Source organism: Peptidiphaga gingivicola (genome assembly GCF_001652275.1).
In the GTDB taxonomy this organism is placed as follows: domain Bacteria; phylum Actinomycetota; class Actinomycetes; order Actinomycetales; family Actinomycetaceae; genus Peptidiphaga; species Peptidiphaga gingivicola.
This window is the reverse complement of sequence record NZ_LVZK01000001.1, coordinates 106,377-125,038: the sequence shown is the minus strand read 5'-3', so window position 1 is coordinate 125,038 and position 18,662 is coordinate 106,377. Positions and strand designations below refer to the sequence as shown.

Genomic DNA, 18,662 nt, shown 5'->3' with positions numbered 1-18,662 from the left:
GGTTTCGCCGATGGTGCTGTACGCCTTGGCGAACGGGCGCATCGCTCCTGCACAGGCCGTTCGGCCGCGGGGCAGCATCGCCGCGGAGGTCCTTGGAGCCATCCGCGAGAGCATCCTCGAGGTCGTCGACGTTCCGCTTTTGCCAGTGATGTGGGAAGAGAGCGACGCCGCGGGAAAGCATGGGCAGTCCCTCGTGGCCATTGATCAAGACGGAACCGTCGTCATGGTGAATCTTCGCCAGCGACTCACATCGGTGGACCTCTACGAAGTTGTCAGCAGATCGGGAAGGTATGCCCATACCGGGCCCGTGGACATGGCGCAGGTCTACTCGAAGGGAGCGAAAGAGTTCGGCCCGGATTGGGAGGAGTTTCGCTCCGGCCGCCCGCCGCTGGGCGGCGTCAGTCCCAGGCTTATCGTGATCGCGCTCGACATCGACGAGGACGTCCTTCCCGTCTTTTCCACGCTTTCCGAGAGGGTGCAGCTTCTTTCGGCGTCGATCTTCGACACCAACGGCGTGCGCCAAGTGTCCATTGAGGCGTGTCGCAAGAGGGGATCAGGGCCGTCGGCTGATGAGACAGTAGAGTTTCTCCCCGCCCCAGACGTCGAGAGCGGTGAAGAGACCAAGCCTCGCAGGCGTGGGCGTGCGCGCGAGGCCCAAGAGTTTCAGCCGACTCTCACGATCCCCGCCACCCCCAGGTTCACCGCTTTTCCGGGGCACATCGACTCGCAAGACGACGCCGACGTCACCGATCCCGCGCAGACCCTCATCGTCGAAGCCGTTGAGGCTCCGCTTGCCGAACAGCCCCAACCCCTGGACGCCGAGGCCGGCGACAGGCCGACGGGCAGGCGTTCGCGGCGTTCGGCTCACCGTGAGCAGGGGCAGGGCGCCGCTCGCGAGGACGAGAAGCCGGATCAACAGCAGGATCAACAGGCAGATCAGAGTGCCCAAGAGGACCCCTTCAACCAGATGAAGATTCCTGTGATTCCGGCTTGGCGTGTAACCGAGGACGGCGCGGACGAGACGCCGACGTACATCAGCGCCCGCTATGACCAGGAGGTCAAGCGGCCGCGCACCGAGCAGCTGCTGTGGGAGAAGTCCGCCCCCAAGCGCGACGGAAAGCGTCGACAGCCGCAGACCTTTTCGGAGACGACCGCGGCCAACGCGTCCTCGGACGCCGTGGCCCGCGCCGCCGAACGCGAGCTTCTCACTCCCGCCGGCCGACTCGTGGCCATCGCCAGTCGGAGCGTCACGCCCCTGACTCTCGAGATCTGGAAGAATGGGAGCCCGACGATGGCCACGCTGACCTCGACCGGCACCCTCCTCCTCGGGCACACCTCCTATCAGGATCCTTCGAAGGCGGCCGCGGAGGTCCTCGGCAGGAACGACGTCAACGGCTGGCAGCTGTGGAAGACGCGGGAGGGCCGGCTGCTCGGCGAGCTCTGAAGACTCAGGGAGCGCTCTGAGGTCCGGCTCCGAGAGCGCTTTAGGACTTGGCGAGCTTGAAACTCGTCCAGTTCTGAGACTCAGCCAGCTCTGGGAGCTCTGCTAGTTATGAAGTCAGCCAGCTCTGAACTCGGTGAGTTCTTCCGAGAGCCTTGAGGGCTTTCTCAGGCGCGCAGCGAGTCTTGAGAACTGGGACCGGCCCTGACCCGGCCTAGCCCTTCTGAAAGCTCTGAGAGAGCCCCGAGAGCTCCGAATGGTTTGGCGCGTGCAGCGGTCTTGCCGATGTTATGGCGGCCGTCTCGTTGGTGTTTTGCCGGTGGTCGTCTCGTTAGTGTTTTGCCGGCGGCCGTCTCGTTGGTGTTTTGCCGGCGGCCGTCTCGTTGGTGTTTTGCCGGTGGTCGTCTCGTTGGTGTTTTGCCGGCGGCCGTCTCGTTGGTGTTTTGCCGGCGGTCGCCTCGTTGGTGTTTTGCCGGCGGCTGTCTTGCCGATGTCCCTTTGCTTCGACGGCAGGACTTCGTGCTGTCGGCGCCCCCGTTATGTCGATACTTTGCCGCTGTCGAATGCAACCTCGGTCTGGGCCTGGAGACTTGCGCGAGTGCCGAGATCCCGAAAGGGCATTTGGCGATTCCGAGGGACGGCGAGGGGCGGAGCGACCGCGCCAGCGCGAAGAAGCACGGCCCCTTCCGAATCGTGCAGTTCTTGCGGCCACGGGTGTTGTGGTTCGGAAAATCGGCGCATCGAACCGGTGCGTGTCTAATCCTGTGCGATCCTAATCAGTTCGCGACGAGGCGGGAAGCAATTTTCATAGCACGAAAGCACTATTTCGCTGCCTATCTCCTCCTTTTGTCTGTGTGCTTCTGTTTCGCTGCTGAAGTTCGGCATCGAGGTGGCCCGATTGTTATAGTTGTATGAATGGGAAGGGTGACTTAAAGGGGCATTTCATTGGTCGGGGCGCACTCAAGGAAGGGTGGCGATTAAACTTTGTTAAATCAACGTTTTCTAGAGGCGCAAGCTGGCTGGCGAAAATCGGTAGGGTGACGCTCTTGACAACCATTTGTGTCGGGTATAGGTTGTGTTTATACAAGCCAATCACGCAAGGAGTTACTGTGAGCGACATCTATATTGTCGACGCCGAGTACTATATGCTGGCGTCCGGTGCTGGCGAGCTCGTCCAAAATCCTGGGACGGGCGACGTCGAAACCCCGGTTCGAGAGGCGGCCCGGGGCATTCCCGGCGCATCGAGTGTTTCGGCCTCGGAGCGCGCCGGCGAAGCGATAGACTCTCGATGCAGGTCGCTAATGGCCGATATTGGCCAGTTTAAAAGCGACGTCGAGGAGGCGATCAAGTCCATGGCGGGCACTGACCAAGAATCTGCCGCGGCGATGGACCGGATTCTGGAGCATGTCAAGGGATATCTGAAGGCCAAGCCTGGATCCAAGGGGAAAGCAAGGATCGTCTGATGACTAGCTGGAGGGACGCCATAGAATGGCGTCAGGATCGATTGAAGGTTCAGCTTGAGCCCCTGCGGGCCCGGCGCAAGCAGCTCATTGAGGCGTACGAGAAGCTGCAGTCTATGGAAATGACGGTAACCTCGAGAGGCCTGACGGCTGACGCGATCTTATACGCGTTGCAACAGTTCGAGGCTCGAATCAGCTATTTGATCAACGATGTTTCGGAGACGATGATGGCGATGGCTCAAATGGCCGACGGCGTGTGGACGGTACAGACGTTGATCCTCGAATGCAAGCAGAAAGCGAAGACCCATGGGCTGGAAATCAGGGACGGTCGGCTCATATCGGATTCCGGTCAGAGTGAGGATGAATTCGCATCCGCGGCGGCGGAGCTGAAGCCGATGATCAAGGGCGTTCTGGAGAATGCCGACAGCATAGACGAGGCTTATTACACGAGGCTGACCGCCGTGGCCGACGGCTCTTACAAGTCCTCGGAGGAAGGGTTCTCGACAAGCCCCGGTCTGCCGGACCTTCCGCAGAAAGGATGGACGATGGGGGAGAGTGCGGCCTGGTGGTCCGGCCTTACGGACAGCGAAAAGGAAAACATGGTTCGCGAGCATCCGGAACTGATCGGCAACCGCGACGGCATCCCCATGGAATGGCGAGACAAAGCCAACCGCGCTCGTCTGCCTCAGGAGATCGCGGAAATGAAAAGCAATGTAGCCGAGGCGAAGTCCAGGATGGATAAAGCGGAATCGACCGTCGGCAAGGACAGTCTGGAGTACCTGAATGCGACCAATGACTACAATCGCTACAGAAAGAAGCTTGGCGACCTCGAGGGGCTCCAGAAGATCCTCGAAAAGAATGACTCAGACGTTGCCTCCAACCCGAGTAAGACGCGTCAAAGTCTGATTTATCTTGATACAAAGTCGAGTTCGCGAGTTCAAGCGGGTGTCGCCTTGGGTGACGTCGACCGCGCAAAGACTGTTCAGATGGTGGTGCCTGGGATGAACAACACCGTGGGTGACAATATGGACGGTCTGATTAACGATGCGCAAAAGGTCCGAAATACGACTTTTGAAGAGTCGAGGAACCATTCAAGCAGCGCGGGGATCCATGACAAAGGGGATATAGCGACCGTCGCGTGGATGTACCGGACGCCGCAGAATGCGGAAGTTGCCACCACGGATCTGGCCGAAAAGGCCGCGCCTAAGATGGACAGATTCATGGAGGGGGTGCAGACCTCTCGGCAGGCGATGGGCGTTCCCAAAGCGGAGATAAACGTTGGGGCGCACTCCTACGGATCGACCATGGCCGGGATCGCCGTCGGCAAGGTGCGTGAGGGCACGGTCCACAACATCGCCCTGTATGGCTCGCCGGGATCCGGCGTCCAAGACGTTCGCGAGTACAACATCGACGGTCAAACCTACGTCTCCGGCGTGAATACAAATGACTACGTTCAGGGTATTGGGCCGGACGGATCCTTCGGCAAGGACCCGATGGAAATGCGAGGATTCAAACACCTGGCCAACAATCCCGAAAACGACTCCCAGTGCAAGTACATTCCAACGGGGGCTGGAAACGGCGTAACGAAGTTCTGCAGCAAAGGAGACGACAATCCCTTTGGCCGCCACTCCGAGTACCTCAAAACGGGAACGGGAAGCCTAAAGGACATTTCGCGCATTATGGGCGGCATGGAACCCGAGGGGGAGAAATGAGAGCTGCTCGCACTCGGCGGTGGTTCGTTTTTGCGCTGATTCTTAGGCTGACGGCTGGCTGCGCGGAAGACATGTCCAAGCCGGGCGCAGGCGAATTATTCGGTCAAGGTTCGAAGGACTATTGGGACCGCCAGACGATCGAAGACTACCAGCGCAAGACCGTTCCGGCAATCGAAGAGTTCATGCGTCGGCTCCTCGCAGACGGCGGCGGGCAGCACTACGCGGCTGAAGGTGCCAATGAGCTCACTTTGTGCGAAACGAAAACCGATGGGCGCGAGTACATGAGTGCAGTCTACGAAACTCAAGTCTCAGTTCCTCCCGCGAAGATCAGGGCCATCGCCAAAAAAACGATCGAAAAGGCGGGGCTGAAGATAGAACAGCAAGACGACGAAAGGGACAACGTCACCGGTTTCGGCTGGTCAGATTCGAAGAACGGCGGATTCTTGATACTGAGCGCGCATCCGACGAAAGGCATCTCTTTCCACTTCGTCTCGGGGTGCCGCCCGTCTGCGACGAAAATAGACGATCCGCCGCCTCTGAAGGGCGTGCCGACGGTGCCTTTTACTCCTCAACAGGAAACGCCATCGCCGAGTGCAATGTCGCCAAGCACGTAACTTTCCGGTGGAACCCTCTTCATTGACTTCCGCTTCTGCCGGAACTTCAGCGCCATAGATTGGGCGATGTATCTGACTTGCCGGATGAAAGTGCTCAATGAAGCTGGAGGAATCATGCAACGAGCAGCCGCGGGGCATCGGCGTCGAGGCGCGGTCTGTGAGCCATATTGCAGCCCGTATACTGAAACAGCCTGCGGAAGCGTTACCGCCGTGCTAGGGTTTGGATGTCACGTTAAGCTCCTGGAAGGAAGGCGCGCGCATGAGCGACCTCAGCTTTGACCGCGACAGGGCGGGAATCACGGCAAAGGGACATTGGACGGATTCTGAGACGTTCATCAGCATCGGCTTTGGCTACGCCGAATTGGAGGGCGAATGCGACGTCGTCAAAGACCCCGTCCTTGAGGATTCGGAGCACTTGTTCAAAGCATGCTTGCATTTCGTCAAACTGATGAGAGCGGGCTGCCTCGAGTTTTCCGACGCGTGCGCGACTCTCGGCTCTGGTGTGAAGGAAGCGACGGCAAACTACGATCAGGCTGAGCACAAGGCCGTTCGAGACTTCGATTTCATGCGCGGCTCAATCGGGAAGGATACGGGCAAATGACGTGGAGCGACGTTCCCGGCGAGGAGGCATTGCCCAATCTGAAGGACTCTGGCGAGGGCATTCTGCAGCTGGGCAAAGGCATCGCCAATGCCGGCGCAGCGATGCAAGACACCCAGGTCATCGCCGTCGGCGGCGAGGTCGAAGGATGGACAGGGCTCGCGGCTACCGCCCATCAGGGTCAGGCCACTTTCTTACAAAAGGCGATCCAGAAGGCCATTGATCTGCATCCGAAGATTCCTGCTCTTCTGGACAAATATGTGCAAGAACATGCCAAAACCCGTAGCGCCATTACTGGACTCCAGCATGATTGGGACGAGGCCAGGACGGTTCATCTTCGCAGGATCGCCGAGTTGGCGATTCAATTGAAGGCGGGATTGTATCCGGGGGACGACGACGAATACGAAAAAGACAGAGCCAAGGCGGACGAGGCTTGTGAAAAGACGCAGAAAGAGGCGAAAGCCAAGTACGAGGCCGCCGTCCGTTCTCTCAATGAGCTAGCCAAGAGCACAGGCGATTCTATCTTCGGCCTTGCTGAGTCTTTCGCGCCCAAGTCGCGGGTTGCCGGCGAGGGCAGCGGGTCGATTGACCGCAACAACCTGGGAGTCGAGCTCTTTGGAGGAAGCGGAGGCGTTTTGGCGGCTCAAGCGCGTTGGGAGGACGCCAGAGCGGACGCCGACAAGGCGGCCAAGGTGTTTCTGACGAAAGACGGCAAGCTGAAAGGCAACATCAGCCAGAAGGATCTCGACTCTTTCAATGCCGCATACGGCGAACGAATGGCGAAGGACCCATTTTTCGCCAATGCCTTCGCTTGGAGGTTCGGCGCCAACAACGCAATCAAACTTGTCTCCCAGCTAGATGGAAGCCACGGGGCTTTCCCGCAGGAGACGGTTCAGGCCACGCGAACAAGCATCGGTTCCGCAATCATCCTTGGCACAGGCGGCATCCGCAAAGGCTTGAGTGAAGAGGAAAGCAGCGTATGGAATTCCTGGAATTCGGGAGCGAAGTACTTAACGAGTTCCGACGGAACATTGATCGATGAAAGTCGGGATAAATACCTTGATGACCTCAAGAAAGCAGGAAACAAGCGCTGGATTGGCGGCGCGAATCTAGATAACGCGGGCGCATCGGGATACATGCTCATCTCTGGGGCGATAGCGAATTCTGCGCAGACTCACAGTGAACTAGCCTTAGGCGATCCTTTCCTAAATGGTCCCCACGCAATAGGCCGCGATATCGTCAAATGGGATTATGAGAATCCGCAAGAGGCAAATAACTATCATTCAGACATCTATACGCCTAAAACAACAACATGGGATCCCGTGCATAATATGCTTGTTGCGATGGACGGCAATCCAGATGCGGCCAGGACTTTTCTTGCCAGCAATGGTCCGTACGAAATAGCTGAATCTGGCGATGAAAAACGACCTGTCAAGTACCCTATAAGCATGACGCGTTACCTTGTTGGAAATCGTCACTTCGTTCCCCTGCCAGGAACCACTGAGGCCCTCTATGTTGATCGCGGCAAAACGCTTGCAAATCTGTTAGATGAAGTGAGCTCCGATAAGACCCATAAAGAGTCCTCCCTCGTTGCCCGGGATTACTTGCAAGGATATACGGATGGTTTAAAACGCTCAGATGCGACTTTCAAGGGACAAGACGCCTTTGGGTACGGCAACGTTGAACTGAGGGAAAAAGCGGGCGATATCCTGAAGGAGTATTCTAAAGATCTTGCTAGCGAGCTGAAAGGCTACACCGGCGTTCCGGGTGCGCCCCATGGAAACCAACAAAACGGAGAATACAGCCTGTCTTTGACCAAAGCGGGAACGACAGCGCTATTCGAGGGAAAATCCGATTTTTTCAAGGACATCGGAGCTAGTAAATCCTCAATGAAGACGCTAACCGAGTCACTAGAGGCGAATCTAGAATCGGATTTAAAAGATATATACGGTAGAGCGGCAACGGTATCGCACGCAGATTCGGCCAATATTCGTCAAGACATAAAAGAGACGTGTGATAAATATCAAAGTATGTTCTCGGCTATCAAAGGTGGAGGTCTCGCCTCCGACGCGGCACAAGCGGGGGAACTAGACCGCAAGGAGGCGACCACGGCGAATGCAATGTCTGTGTTGGTCCAAAAAGTAGGCCACATTCCTGTTATCGGCGAGGTTATTAGCACCGGCTACGCTTTGCGACCTTCCGTTGAATTCAATGATCACGTAAAAAACGTGTATCAAGAACATAACGCAGATAACGCTAACACTTCAGCTGATGTTTCAACAATCAGTAGGCGCATGCTCAGTCATGTGATAGTTAATAATGTTTCTGGGTGGCAAAATGAATTAAATGCGTTTAATAACGGAATAGATGATGAAGACTCACGCTTTATGGACCGAAACGGGAATTGGTTGATAAAAATCGATCCAAACACTGGAAAATTTGAGGGAGACCGTTTAAGAGTCCAACAATACAACCGGTTCCTTCTAAGCTGGAGGCCGTGAAGTGTCTCCGAAACCGTTCACTATTCGTTACAAGTCACTGCAGGCTTTCTTGGTGTCGTTGCTGGTTGTGGTCTGGGGGTGTTCGTCTCCTAGAAGCTATCGGACTGATTTTGGTCAGATAGTGTCGGACGATCAGTCTGTTTGCACTGTGACTTCGGGCGGGGCTCTTCGCTGTTTTCAGCTTGACTACGCGTCGACGCCTCCGGACGAACGAGATGAAGATCCTGTTCTTTTGAGCGTCGATCATGTCGGCGACGTCACGTCGCTCAAACGAGACACGGACAATCTGTGTTTTCTGGGCAGGAAGGGCGACGTTCGTTGCCTCGGCCCCAACGATATGGGGCAAATTTCCCCTAATTTTGACATCAGTTACTTCCACCAGCCGACGACGATTGCTTTGCCCGGTCCGGCGTCCTCGATCGCCGTCGGGCGTCGCCATGGCTGCGCGATCGTGGACGGATCGGTCCATTGTTGGGGGAACGACGCCTATGGGCAGGCAAGCGGCGTCGGGCGTGAGCCCGAGCTGCATGTGCACTATCGGTATGGGCTGAAGGCTACTGTGCGGGTCAATCTGCCCGAGGGCATCAAGCAGGTCCACGCCTCCAACGAGACTACGTGTGCGCGTGGAGACAGCGGGTCGGTCTACTGTTGGGGAAAGAATCGGTTCGGCGAGGTCGGCGTCCCCGACGGGATCGATGTCGAATCGGGACAGAGCGTGGCAAAGGTTCCCTTGCCCCAACCCGCCGTCAAACTACTCGATGAGCGAGGCGGAATGACGTGTGCGCTTTTGGCGGACGCCTCGATCCACTGCTGGGGCAACCTTGAAGGTTCCAGGAAGCCGATCCCGACCGGGCCCGTTGCCTTGAAAGTCTCGACCAGACTACAAGAAATCTCAGGGCAGATGGGGATGACCTCCGACGGAAAACTCGTCTTCATTGACTTTCGGCCCTTTGATCCTCGCGACGGTTTCATCAAAACCAGGCTCACGCCCATCGACACTTTCGGGAAAGTCAAAAGCTACTCGGGCTCCTACAGAAGCCTCCAGTGTTGGGTCCTTGTCTCTGGGGCGGCCTACTGCCGCGACGGGCGCGGACGCACCACCCAAATCGGACAATACTAAGGAAAGGCGCGTGTCGAAGAAGGCCGGACTGCGGTTTGCTAAGACCAGGCCGCAGCTTGATGCGGTAACGGGTGCGACAGTTCCGTGCGCAACCAACGGCGCCTCCATGCCCTGCACAAGGAAGAGTGCGGGCGACGGAGACGGCGGGCAGGCAACTTGGTCTCTTCGACGCCCTGCACGAGGATGGGGGAGGGGCCGTGCCTTGCCCGGCCAAGCTTTGACGGGCGACTGTTTCAAGATGAGCCGACTTCTTCGAGACGACTGGCCGACAGGGGCGAGGGGACTGATCGATGGCAACGAGGCGATTGGCAGCGAAGATCTTCGAACCCCACGCGTCCGGCGGGCGATCCGGTGGTAGCGTGTTTTTCGTGAAGCGCTTCCTTGGAGCGTTTGGACTCGTCGTCTGTCTCGCGGTGTCCTTGACCAGAAGCGTCGCGCCCGAAGCCGACCGTTTGAACACGTACCGAAGCGACTTCGCCTCCGTGTCCGTGGGCAAGTATCAACTATGTCTGAAAACCAAGAACCAAGACATATACTGCTTTCGCCCTGTCCTTACAAAAGGCCAACGAAAAAGGTGGGGCAACTACCTCCCCTCGATTCCTTTAAGCAGACGAGTAGAAAACGTCATTCACACAGGCTACAACGTCTGCACAACCAACATGGTGGACGCTCTCAAGTGCGGCGGCTTCAACGACAGGCGACAGCTCGGCAGGAACGTCCGTTACGAGTACTTGTCTAATACTTTCTTGCCGGAGGCAGTGACAGACGTTGCCGGTGCGGGGGATCATTTGTGTGCGGTTGTCGAGGGGCAGGCACGGTGTTGGGCGGGCAACTCCTACGCCCAGAGCACCGGGGAGGTCGGCTCTCCGCCCGGCGACGTCTACCCCGAGGACTCGACTGCGGTGGCCTTGCCCGAAAAGGCCGACACGGTCACCGCCTCCGAAGGGTCGAGCTGCGCCCGAGGCGCATCCGGATCGGTCTACTGCTGGGGAACCAACCGCCGCGGCGAACTCGGCGTGGCGGCCGACATCGGCCGCCACGCGCCCCACTCGGTGGTGACAGTGCCCCTGCCGCGCCCGGCGGTCAAACTCTTCGACCGGCGCACCGCCACATCCTGCGCGGCCCTGGACGACTCCTCGGTCTATTGCTGGGGAGGCATCCGCGCCCCCGGCGGCGCCTACGCCCCCGGCCCGGTCCGCCTGGCCACGAGCACGAACATCACGGACATGTCGGGAAAGATCGCCCTGACCGCGGCCGGCCGGCTTGTCTACGTCGAGCCCGGCCCCTACAACCCGGCCACCGGAACCGTCCCGGCTGTGCTCACGGCCCTGGACGCCCGCGGACGTGTCGTCGCCATCTCCGGCCACCCCCACGGCATCGACTGCTGGGTCACCGCCACCGGAGCCGCCTACTGCCTCAACACCCACAAACAAACCGTCCAAATAGCACAATACTGAAGCTCCATTTTCCCTCGTGTTCGGCGACGTCGTCTCACACGAAATAAGGTCTTCTCGCGCCGAGCGACATCGTCTCACGCGAAATGAGGTTCCTCTCGCGCCGAGCAACGTCGTCTCGTGGCAGGTGGCGTCTCCTCGCGCCGTGCGACAAGAGCTGGAAGGAAGTCCTTGGAAAGCCTTGTCGCATGCACATCAGGCTTGCCGGATGCGGGCCGCCGTTGCTCTGTTTGTACCACGCGCGCTGGCAGAGATCATGGGTGTTGACAGGGAGGGCGGTTACGCGATTTCGTTTCTCACGCGCGTTGGCGGGGATCACACGCGCTGGGAGGGATCGCGTGCGCCTCCTGGACTCGGATCTCGTCAATCATTCCTTATTCCGTGCGGGCAGAGAGCATGACATCCTTATTCACGTCCGAATTGCGATTGGCCACATTGTTCCCCGCGGGCAGTGAGAATCAGTTCAACCCCTCTGGGCGCACTTTCCTCTTCACACCTTGTCCCCGCGGGCAGTGAGAATCAGGATGGCAATTGTCGAAACGGCAGCGGGTCGCATGCGCGCCGGGTGTCCCGAACTGTACGCCGGGGACGGATTGAGCTGGAGGCGGGTCACATACGCGCCGGGTCCGTCACATAAGCCCTCAAAAATCGCCCAATTTCCTCGAAGGCCCGCTCCCGCACCTCGCGTCGGGAAAAAGTGACGTCGTGGACGGCGTCGTCGAGCTTGACGAGCGTCGTGTGGCTCCCCAGCTCAGGCACGCGTTTCCAGATCTGTTTGACGTCAAGCACCGAGTCGACCGCCCGGAAATCCTCGCTCCAGGCGTTTCCGGTCAGCGATCGCGCGGACGTCAAGACGAGGATCGGGCATCCGACGTCGAGGCCGGCGGCTACGCGCGCATGGCCGTTGAGAACGGCCGACAGCCAGCCCGGCCGCACGGGCGCGCCCGATCCGGTGCGAAACTCGGGATTCGGATTCCATCCCGTTGTCCAAAACGGGTCGTCCGACCCCTCATGCCCGGGAACAGCCTCGGCATCGGGATCAGGCCGCCAAGCCGTGAGGGCCCGCTGGTAGAAGTCGTCTTCGGCCGTCGGCAAAACAACCGTCGGGGACGTGCGGGCAAGAACTTCGATGACGGGGGCTCCCGCCTGCCGCATCCCTGTGGAACCGTGGTACTCCAGCCACGGCGAATTCAAGACGAGCCCATCCGCCGCTCCGGGATGCCGGTCAGCCCAGAGTGCGCAAGCCAATCCGCCCGTCGAATGGCCGTAGAGGACCAGTGGAATTTTCGGCCCGAGCTCCTCGTATATGAGGTCGTGGCAGATGTGAAGCTCGTCGTCGTACTCGTCGAAATTGCGAATGTAGCCAAATGTCTGCCCCTCTCGAAGCGAACGGCCAAACTTTCGCAGATCCACCGCGTAAAACGCGCCGCCGATCGAATCGACATAACGCGCCAGCTCAGTCTGGTAAAAATAGTCGTTCCACCCATGGACGGCGAGAAACGCGAACGCCGGGTTTCGAGGATTGGCCTTCCAGCCCTCCGGCTCGGGGCTGCGCTCTATTTCGGCGTCGCGTCCCCTCTCGGCGCCGCGTTTCGGCTGGGCGATGCGTTTCTGTTCTGCATCGGGTTCTCTTTCGACGGCGCGTTTCCGCTCTGCGCTGCGCTCCTGCTCGAAGCCGGGGCCGGCGTTCTCTCCTGGTTGCTGTGCAGCGTCAGGGGCGGCGGTCTTCTCCGGTGAATGCGCTGCAACGCTGAGATCGGCGTTCTCTCCTGGTTGCTGAGCAACGCCGGGATTGGCGGTCTTCTTTGATGAATACTGGGCGACGCCGGCGCGCGCATGGTGCGCTTTGCCTGCGTCGAAATTGGACGCTTCGGGCCGATAGCGCACGACGGTCGTGACGACGGCGCCCTCGTCGTCGTCGGGAAGGGAGAACGTTCGAGCGAAGAAACCAGGCCCCAGGAAATCCGGCTCCCATCTTTCTGCCATGGCTATATCCTGCCACGCACCGCCCTGGCTTGCTCGGGCAAGCAGCCCTAGACGGGCGAGCAACAGATCTAGACGCTCGGGCAGCAGCCCTAGATCGGCAGGAGACCTCTAGACGGGCGGGCAAGCAGCTCTAGATCGGACCTCTAGACGGGCGGTGGCAGGCCTTAGGCGGACAACAGCTCTAGATCGGACCTCTAGACGGGCGGTGGCAGGCCTTAGGCGCGGACAACAGCTCTGGAATCGCCGCCATGTTCTATCGTCGTCGTCGAACTTCTAGCGCGTCGTCGACGCCTTGGAAGGCGCATCGGCCCGCGCATTGGCGCTTGGACGGCCGGGCTAAACCCGACCCTCGTCGAGCTCGCCCAGAAATTCCCTCAAAATCGCCGTGACCTGGTCGTTTTCGATGAGGAATCCGTCGTGGCCGTGGCGCGAATGGACGGTTGCCACGCCCTTGCAGCCGGGCAGGGCGGCCGCCAGCATCCGCATGTCCTTGGGATAGAAAAGCCGATCGGAGTCGACCTCTACGACGAGAGCAGGAATCGTCATATTTTCGAGCACCTTGTCCACGCCGCTGCGGCCCCGCCCGATGTCATGCGTCATGAACGAACGCGTGATGACGAGGTAGGAATTGGCGTCAAAACGCATGGCCAGCTTATAGGCGTGGTAATCGAGGTAGCTCTCGACGGCGTAGCGCCCGCCGTGAAGGGGATCCTCGCCCTCCTGGGCGTTGCGGCTGAAACGCGTATCGAGCTCGGGTGCGCAGCGATAGGTCAGGTGGGCGATTTCCCGCGCGAATCCGAGGCCGAAGGCGGGGCCGTCGCCCTCTGGCGCGTCGTAATAGTTTCCTCCCCGCCATTTTGGATCGCCCTGAACGGCCTTGAGCTGGAAATGCGCGAAGGCCACCTGCTCGGCCGTGGAAGCCGGCCCCGAAACGAGCACGGCGATTGCCCCAACCCTTTCCGGGAACGACGCCGCCCACTCCATCGTCCGATTCCCCCCGAAGCTGGCGCCGGCGACCAGCGCCCAGCGTTCGACCCCGAGCAGGTCGGCGAGTTTCGCCTCCGCCGCGCACATGTCGCGGATTGTCGCCTCGGGGAATCGGGGCCCCCAGGGTCTGCCGTCGGGCGCCAGGTCGGCCGGGCCGGTGGTTCCCTGGCATCCGCCCAGAACGTTGGGGCACACCACGAAGTACCGGTCGGTGTCGATGGCGAGGCCGGGTCCGACGATGTCCTTCCACCACCCCGACTTCCCGTCGCGGCTCGTCGCGTGCGAATCCCCCGTCAGAGCGTGGCACAGGAGGATGGCGTTGGAGGCGTCCTCGTTCAGCTTCCCCCACGTTTCGTAGGCCATGCGCACGTTCGGCAGCCGCCCGCCTAGCTCCAGCTCGACGGGGCCGATGTCGGCAAACTGGCGCTCGCCCGGGTCGTCCCCCTCGCGCCACGCTCCGGTGACCGGAATCGTCAGGCGCGGGCGCGGATAATAGCCGGTGTCAAAGTCTCCGATGGGTTCGGCGTCGGTGACGTGGTCGAGCGGCGGGTGCCCGACCAGGAAATTCGGCAAGTTAATTGGCATCTGCTGGCTTCCGTTTGTGGGGGCGCCTCGGCCCGCGGCCCGCGATGGGCCGACGGACGCCGGTTGGCCGAAGATCGACGGCCGGGCCGACGATCGGCGATGGGCCGACTTGCGCCCGTCGGCCTGAAGCGGGCGGTCGGCCTGAAGCGGGCGGTCGGCCTGGCGGTTGGCGATCGGTCGTGACATCGCTGTGCTCAGGCCGTCGCCGCCGCGATCGCCTGATCGAGGTCGGCCAGGATGTCCTCGATCGATTCGATGCCGATCGAGAGGCGAACCGTCCCCGAGGTGATTCCAGCCGCCAGCAGCTCCTCCTCGGTCATCTGCGAGTGAGTGGTCGAAGCCGGATGAATCGCCAGCGAGCGCACGTCCCCGACGTTCGCCACATTGGAAAACAGCTTGAGCGCCTCGATGAAGCGCTTTCCGGCGTCGGCGCCGCCTTTGATTTCGAAGGTGAAAACCGATCCCGCGCCCCTCGGCGCGTATTTTTGCGCGAGCTCGTAGTAAGGCGAGGAGACGAGGCTGGAATGGCGGACGGATTCGACGCCCTCGTGCCTGTCCAGGAATTCGACGACGGCCTTCGCGTTGGACAGATGCCGCTCCACCCTGAGCGAAAGGGTCTCCAGCCCCTGAGCCAGAAGGAAGGCGTTGAAGGGGGAGACGACGGCGCCGGTGTCGCGCAGCAGCACCGCGCGAATCCTCGTGACGAACGCGCCGGGCCCGATGGAGGCGAATGTCAGGCCGTTGTAACTCTCGTCCGGCTCGGACAGCAGCGGGAACTTGCCGTTCGCCCAGTCGAAGTCGCCCTTCTCGATGATGGCCCCGCCGAGCGACGTGCCGTGGCCGCTGAGGAATTTCGTCGTCGACTCGACCACGATGTCCGCGCCGTGTTCAAAGGGCCTGACGTTGTAAGGCGTGCCGATCGTGTTGTCGACGACCAACGGAATGCCGTTCTGGTGCGCAATTTCCGAAAGGGCCTCGATGTCGAGGATGTCGCCCTTGGGATTGGGGATGCTCTCGCCGTACAGGGCGCGGGTGCGGTCGTTGACGAGCGCGCGCCACGATTCGGGGTCGTCCGGATTCTCGACGAACCTGACGACGATGCCGACCTGGGCGAGGGTGACTTTCAGGAGGTTGTACGTGCCGCCGTACAGCGACGGCGACGCGACGATCTCGTCGCCTGCCTGGGCGAGGTTGAGGAATGTGTAAAATTCTGAGGCCTGCCCCGAAGCGACGAGGAGCGCCGCTGCACCGCCTTCGAGGGCCGCGAGCCTTTCCTCGAGGACCGCCTGCGTGGGATTGGTGATGCGTGTATAAATGTTTCCCGGCGTCGTCAGAGCGAAGCGCCCGGCCGCCGTTTCCGCGTCGGGAAAAACGAAGGACGTCGTCTGGTGAATGGGAAGGGCGCGAGAGCCGTAGTCGGAATCGGGGGTTTGGCCCGCGTGGATCTGTAGGGTGTCGAAGCCCCATTTCTTGTCGGTCATTTCTGCTCCTTTTGAGTTCCGGGGCAAGTCGACACGGCAGTGCGACGACGGTCGCATAGTTTTCGCTTATGTTCAGCTGCCGAGCAAGCCCGCGTGGGACAGTGTGCGGATGGCTTGCAGCGCAGCGCCGGGCTGGTGAGCAGGGCGTGCGCTAGTTGGGCATTCGCATGAACATGACACCAAGCATAGACGCCCCGGGGGAGGGCAGGTCAAGCTGAAGGCGGCGGGTCAAGCTGAAAGTGGTCGGTCAGGCTTGAGGGCGGCGGGCCAGGTTGGAGGACAGCCGGTCGAGATGAGGGCGTCCGGTCGAGATGGCGGAGGCGACGATCTTGACGTTGTGAGGCCTTCCGTTGCGGGAGGCTTTCGGTTTTCGGGGTGGGTGGCCAGTGGGCGGCGAGCAATTCTGGGCTGCGGCGGCAAGCGCCGCTTCGGCGTCGTCGGGTCCAATTGCCCGCGTGTCATTCATGTGAAAAGTGTTACCAATGTGCTATTGGAACGATCGATGTTATATATTTGTGATCATTGTGAACAATGTTCGTGATGAGAAGCTCGGGAGGCGGGCTTCCGCTCGGACACAAAGGAACCGGAGGAATACGTGAGTATTCGCAAGTGGTACAAGGGCGCGTCGGGGGCGATTGCGTTGGCGCTTTCGGCCGCCGTCGTCCTTCCGGCTCGCGCCGACGACGGGGGCGACGCCGACATCGCTGCTTCGAAGGAGGCCGAGCAGCGCACAAAGGCGGACATCTCCAACACGGAGGCCCGTTTGACCCAGATAGGCGTGAAGGCGAACAGGCTCAAGGTGGATGCCGCCAAGGCCGAAGCGGCGTCCATTGCCGCTCAGCAGCGGCTTTCGACGTCGATCGGGGAGGCGATGGGCGCCCAGGACGCCGTAGACTCCGCGGACAAGCAGGTCGACGCCGCGCGCAGGCAGCTGTCGGGAATCTCGACGTCGATCTACAAGCACGGCGCCCGGGCGGTGGCAGGAGGGCGCTTCAGCCTGGGCGCGGCAGACTACCGGCAAGCGCGGGAAAAGGCACGTGCTTACAGAATCCTCGCAAACAAGACGAACCGAGACCTCCAACGTTTCAAGAGCGCGCGGTTTGAGGCTGCGACGCTGCAAAAGAAGGCCGACGACAAGGCGGCGGCCGAGAAGGACGTGGCGCAGAAGGCCGACGAGGCGTCAGCCGAGGCTTCGCGCGTGGCTTCCAATGCGGAAACCGAGATCCGGACCATTTCGGCGGAGCGCGATCGTTTGATCTCGAAGTTGGCTGCTCAAAAGGGGACGACGGCGGAGCTGGTGCGCAGGCAGCAGGACGAAAAGGAGGCTGCGGCCAAGGCTGAGGCCGAGCAGGAGTCGCAGCGGGTCGTCCAGACCGCGAACGAGCGGGCGTTGCGGGCGGCCTCCCAGGAGGCGGCCCAGCAGACTTCGCCCCAGCAGGCCGACGGGCAGCAGGCCGGCCCGCAACAGGCCGAATCCTCAAGCGCGGCCCAAGCCGCCCCCGCGGCGGAAGGCGGCGAAAAGCCGACTGCCGCCGATCCTTCTGCCTCCCAGGCTGCGGGCTCGCAAGCGGCTTCTCAGCCGACGCCCGCGCAGGAAAAGGCTCCCGCCCCAGAAAAGCCTTCGGGGCAGGAGCAAGCGCCGGCCGCACCCGCCGCGCGAGAAAAGGCGCCCCAGGCCGAGGCGCGAGAGCAGAGCCAAGCCTCGAAGCGCGCCGAGGCGGAAAGGCAGCGGCAGGCCCAAGCCGCAGCGCAAAGGCGGGCCCAAGCCGCCGCGGCGCAACGTCAGGCGCAGCAGGCGGCCGCGGAAAAGCAGGCCGCTCAACAGCGGGCGGCGGAACAGCAGCGAGCTGCAGCTGCCCAGCGCCGCGCTCAGGCAGCGGCCGCGCAGCGCCAAGCCCAGCAGGCCGCGGCTCAGAAGGCTGCGGAGCAAAGGGCGGCAGCCCAAGCTGCGGCTCAGAAGCAGGCCCAAGAGCGGGCCGCCGCTGAGGCCGCTCGGCAAAAGCAGGCCCAGGCGGGCGGCGGGTCTTCCTCCGCCGTCGGCGCGCAGATCGTCGCCTACGCGCGCCAATTCGCCGGAGTCAGGTACGTGTGGGGCGGAACGAATCCCTCAAGCGGATGGGACTGCGTCGGCTTTACGCATTACGTCTACGCCCACTTCGGGCGCGAGACTCCGCGGCGGACGGGCGGCTACCTCGGCCAATTCTGGAAGGGCTACAAGGTGGTTCCCGCCTCGCAGCGCCAGCCTGGCGACCTCATGTGGTGGCCGGGGCACACCGGAATTTACACGGGCAATAACATGCACATCGCCGCCTGGAATCCCTCGATGGGAACCCAGGAGCGCAAGGTGTGGGGGAGCCCGGTCTACCTGCGCATCATCGGCTGACGGGCGGACAGCCGGCGCAAATCAACGGTCGGCCGCGAACGTCCGGTCCCGTTGCCGTTTGGGAGAGATCGGCCGCCGGCCGCGCGTATGGGCATAGTTGGCGCGCGGTCGGCGGGCGTGTGGCGGCGCCGTCGAAGGCTCGCGACGCCGGGCACGGCATTCAATGCCGAGGGCGGGCCGGGGGCTCATGGCCCGGGCCTCGCGGGAGGCGGCCAACGGAGGCGAAGCACGCGCGAAGGGGCGGGCCGACGGCCCGCCCCTTTTGCAAATCATTCTTGTTGGAAAGGGATCTTGCTGCAGATGGGCCTTGCCCGCAGACGCCTGGCGGCGGAGCTCTGGT

General features: G+C 61.2%; 13 protein-coding genes. 9 read left to right on the top strand and 4 right to left on the bottom strand.

The window, feature by feature from the left end; translation table 11 throughout:
- Window positions 1-10: 10 nt before the first annotated feature.
- From A4H34_RS00530 to A4H34_RS00495, 8 genes are all read left to right on the top strand, one after another.
- On the top strand, window positions 11-1,444 hold the full coding sequence (locus A4H34_RS00530; RefSeq protein WP_064230710.1) for a DUF4357 domain-containing protein: 1,434 nt from the start codon (window positions 11-13) through the stop codon (window positions 1,442-1,444).
- A gap of 1,106 nt (window positions 1,445-2,550) precedes the next feature.
- Window positions 2,551-2,904: a hypothetical protein gene (locus A4H34_RS00525; RefSeq protein WP_064230709.1), complete on the top strand. Its 354-nt coding sequence runs from the start codon at window positions 2,551-2,553 to the stop codon at window positions 2,902-2,904.
- Window positions 2,904-4,613, top strand: coding sequence for an alpha/beta hydrolase (locus A4H34_RS00520; protein ID WP_064230708.1), 1,710 nt, complete (start codon window positions 2,904-2,906; stop codon window positions 4,611-4,613). Before A4H34_RS00525 ends, A4H34_RS00520 begins: the two co-directional genes overlap by 1 nt.
- Window positions 4,610-5,227, top strand: coding sequence for a DUF4853 domain-containing protein (locus A4H34_RS00515; protein WP_082902950.1), 618 nt, complete (start codon window positions 4,610-4,612; stop codon window positions 5,225-5,227). The genes A4H34_RS00520 and A4H34_RS00515 overlap by 4 nt, the downstream gene beginning before the upstream one ends.
- Before the next feature lie 259 nt (window positions 5,228-5,486).
- Entirely contained in the window at window positions 5,487-5,828 is a 342-nt protein-coding gene (locus A4H34_RS00510) for a hypothetical protein (protein WP_064230706.1), read from the top strand.
- Window positions 5,825-8,326, top strand: coding sequence for a hypothetical protein (locus tag A4H34_RS00505; protein WP_064230705.1), 2,502 nt, complete (start codon window positions 5,825-5,827; stop codon window positions 8,324-8,326). The genes A4H34_RS00510 and A4H34_RS00505 overlap by 4 nt, the downstream gene beginning before the upstream one ends.
- Before the next feature lie 232 nt (window positions 8,327-8,558).
- The gene (locus A4H34_RS00500) at window positions 8,559-9,446 is read left to right on the top strand and encodes an RCC1 domain-containing protein (RefSeq protein ID WP_064230704.1); all 888 of its coding nucleotides are present in this window, start codon (window positions 8,559-8,561) and stop codon (window positions 9,444-9,446) included.
- Window positions 9,447-9,814: 368 nt separating this feature from the next.
- Complete coding sequence (locus A4H34_RS00495; RefSeq protein WP_231870899.1) at window positions 9,815-10,903, top strand: RCC1 domain-containing protein; 1,089 nt, start codon at window positions 9,815-9,817, stop codon at window positions 10,901-10,903.
- Window positions 10,904-11,509: 606 nt separating this feature from the next.
- Here the strand turns inward: A4H34_RS00495 and A4H34_RS00490 are convergent.
- The 4 genes from A4H34_RS00490 to A4H34_RS00475 form a co-directional block, all read right to left on the bottom strand.
- Complete coding sequence (locus A4H34_RS00490; RefSeq protein ID WP_064230702.1) at window positions 11,510-12,886, bottom strand: alpha/beta hydrolase; 1,377 nt, start codon at window positions 12,884-12,886, stop codon at window positions 11,510-11,512.
- 336 nt (window positions 12,887-13,222) lie between these two features.
- Window positions 13,223-14,458: a homoserine O-acetyltransferase MetX gene (metX, locus tag A4H34_RS00485; protein WP_064231622.1), complete on the bottom strand. Its 1,236-nt coding sequence runs from the start codon at window positions 14,456-14,458 to the stop codon at window positions 13,223-13,225.
- 194 nt (window positions 14,459-14,652) lie between these two features.
- Window positions 14,653-15,939, bottom strand: coding sequence for an O-acetylhomoserine aminocarboxypropyltransferase/cysteine synthase family protein (locus tag A4H34_RS00480; protein WP_009198493.1), 1,287 nt, complete (start codon window positions 15,937-15,939; stop codon window positions 14,653-14,655).
- Between the two features lie 247 nt (window positions 15,940-16,186).
- Window positions 16,187-16,405 carry a hypothetical protein gene (locus tag A4H34_RS00475; protein ID WP_064230701.1) on the bottom strand — a complete coding sequence of 73 codons (219 nt, stop codon included), beginning with the start codon at window positions 16,403-16,405 and terminating at the stop codon, window positions 16,187-16,189.
- A 129-nt stretch (window positions 16,406-16,534) separates the two neighbouring features.
- Here A4H34_RS00475 and A4H34_RS00470 point away from each other — a divergent pair, with 129 nt between their 5' ends.
- Window positions 16,535-18,322, top strand: coding sequence for a C40 family peptidase (locus tag A4H34_RS00470; RefSeq protein ID WP_064230700.1), 1,788 nt, complete (start codon window positions 16,535-16,537; stop codon window positions 18,320-18,322).
- Window positions 18,323-18,662: the final 340 nt, after the last annotated feature.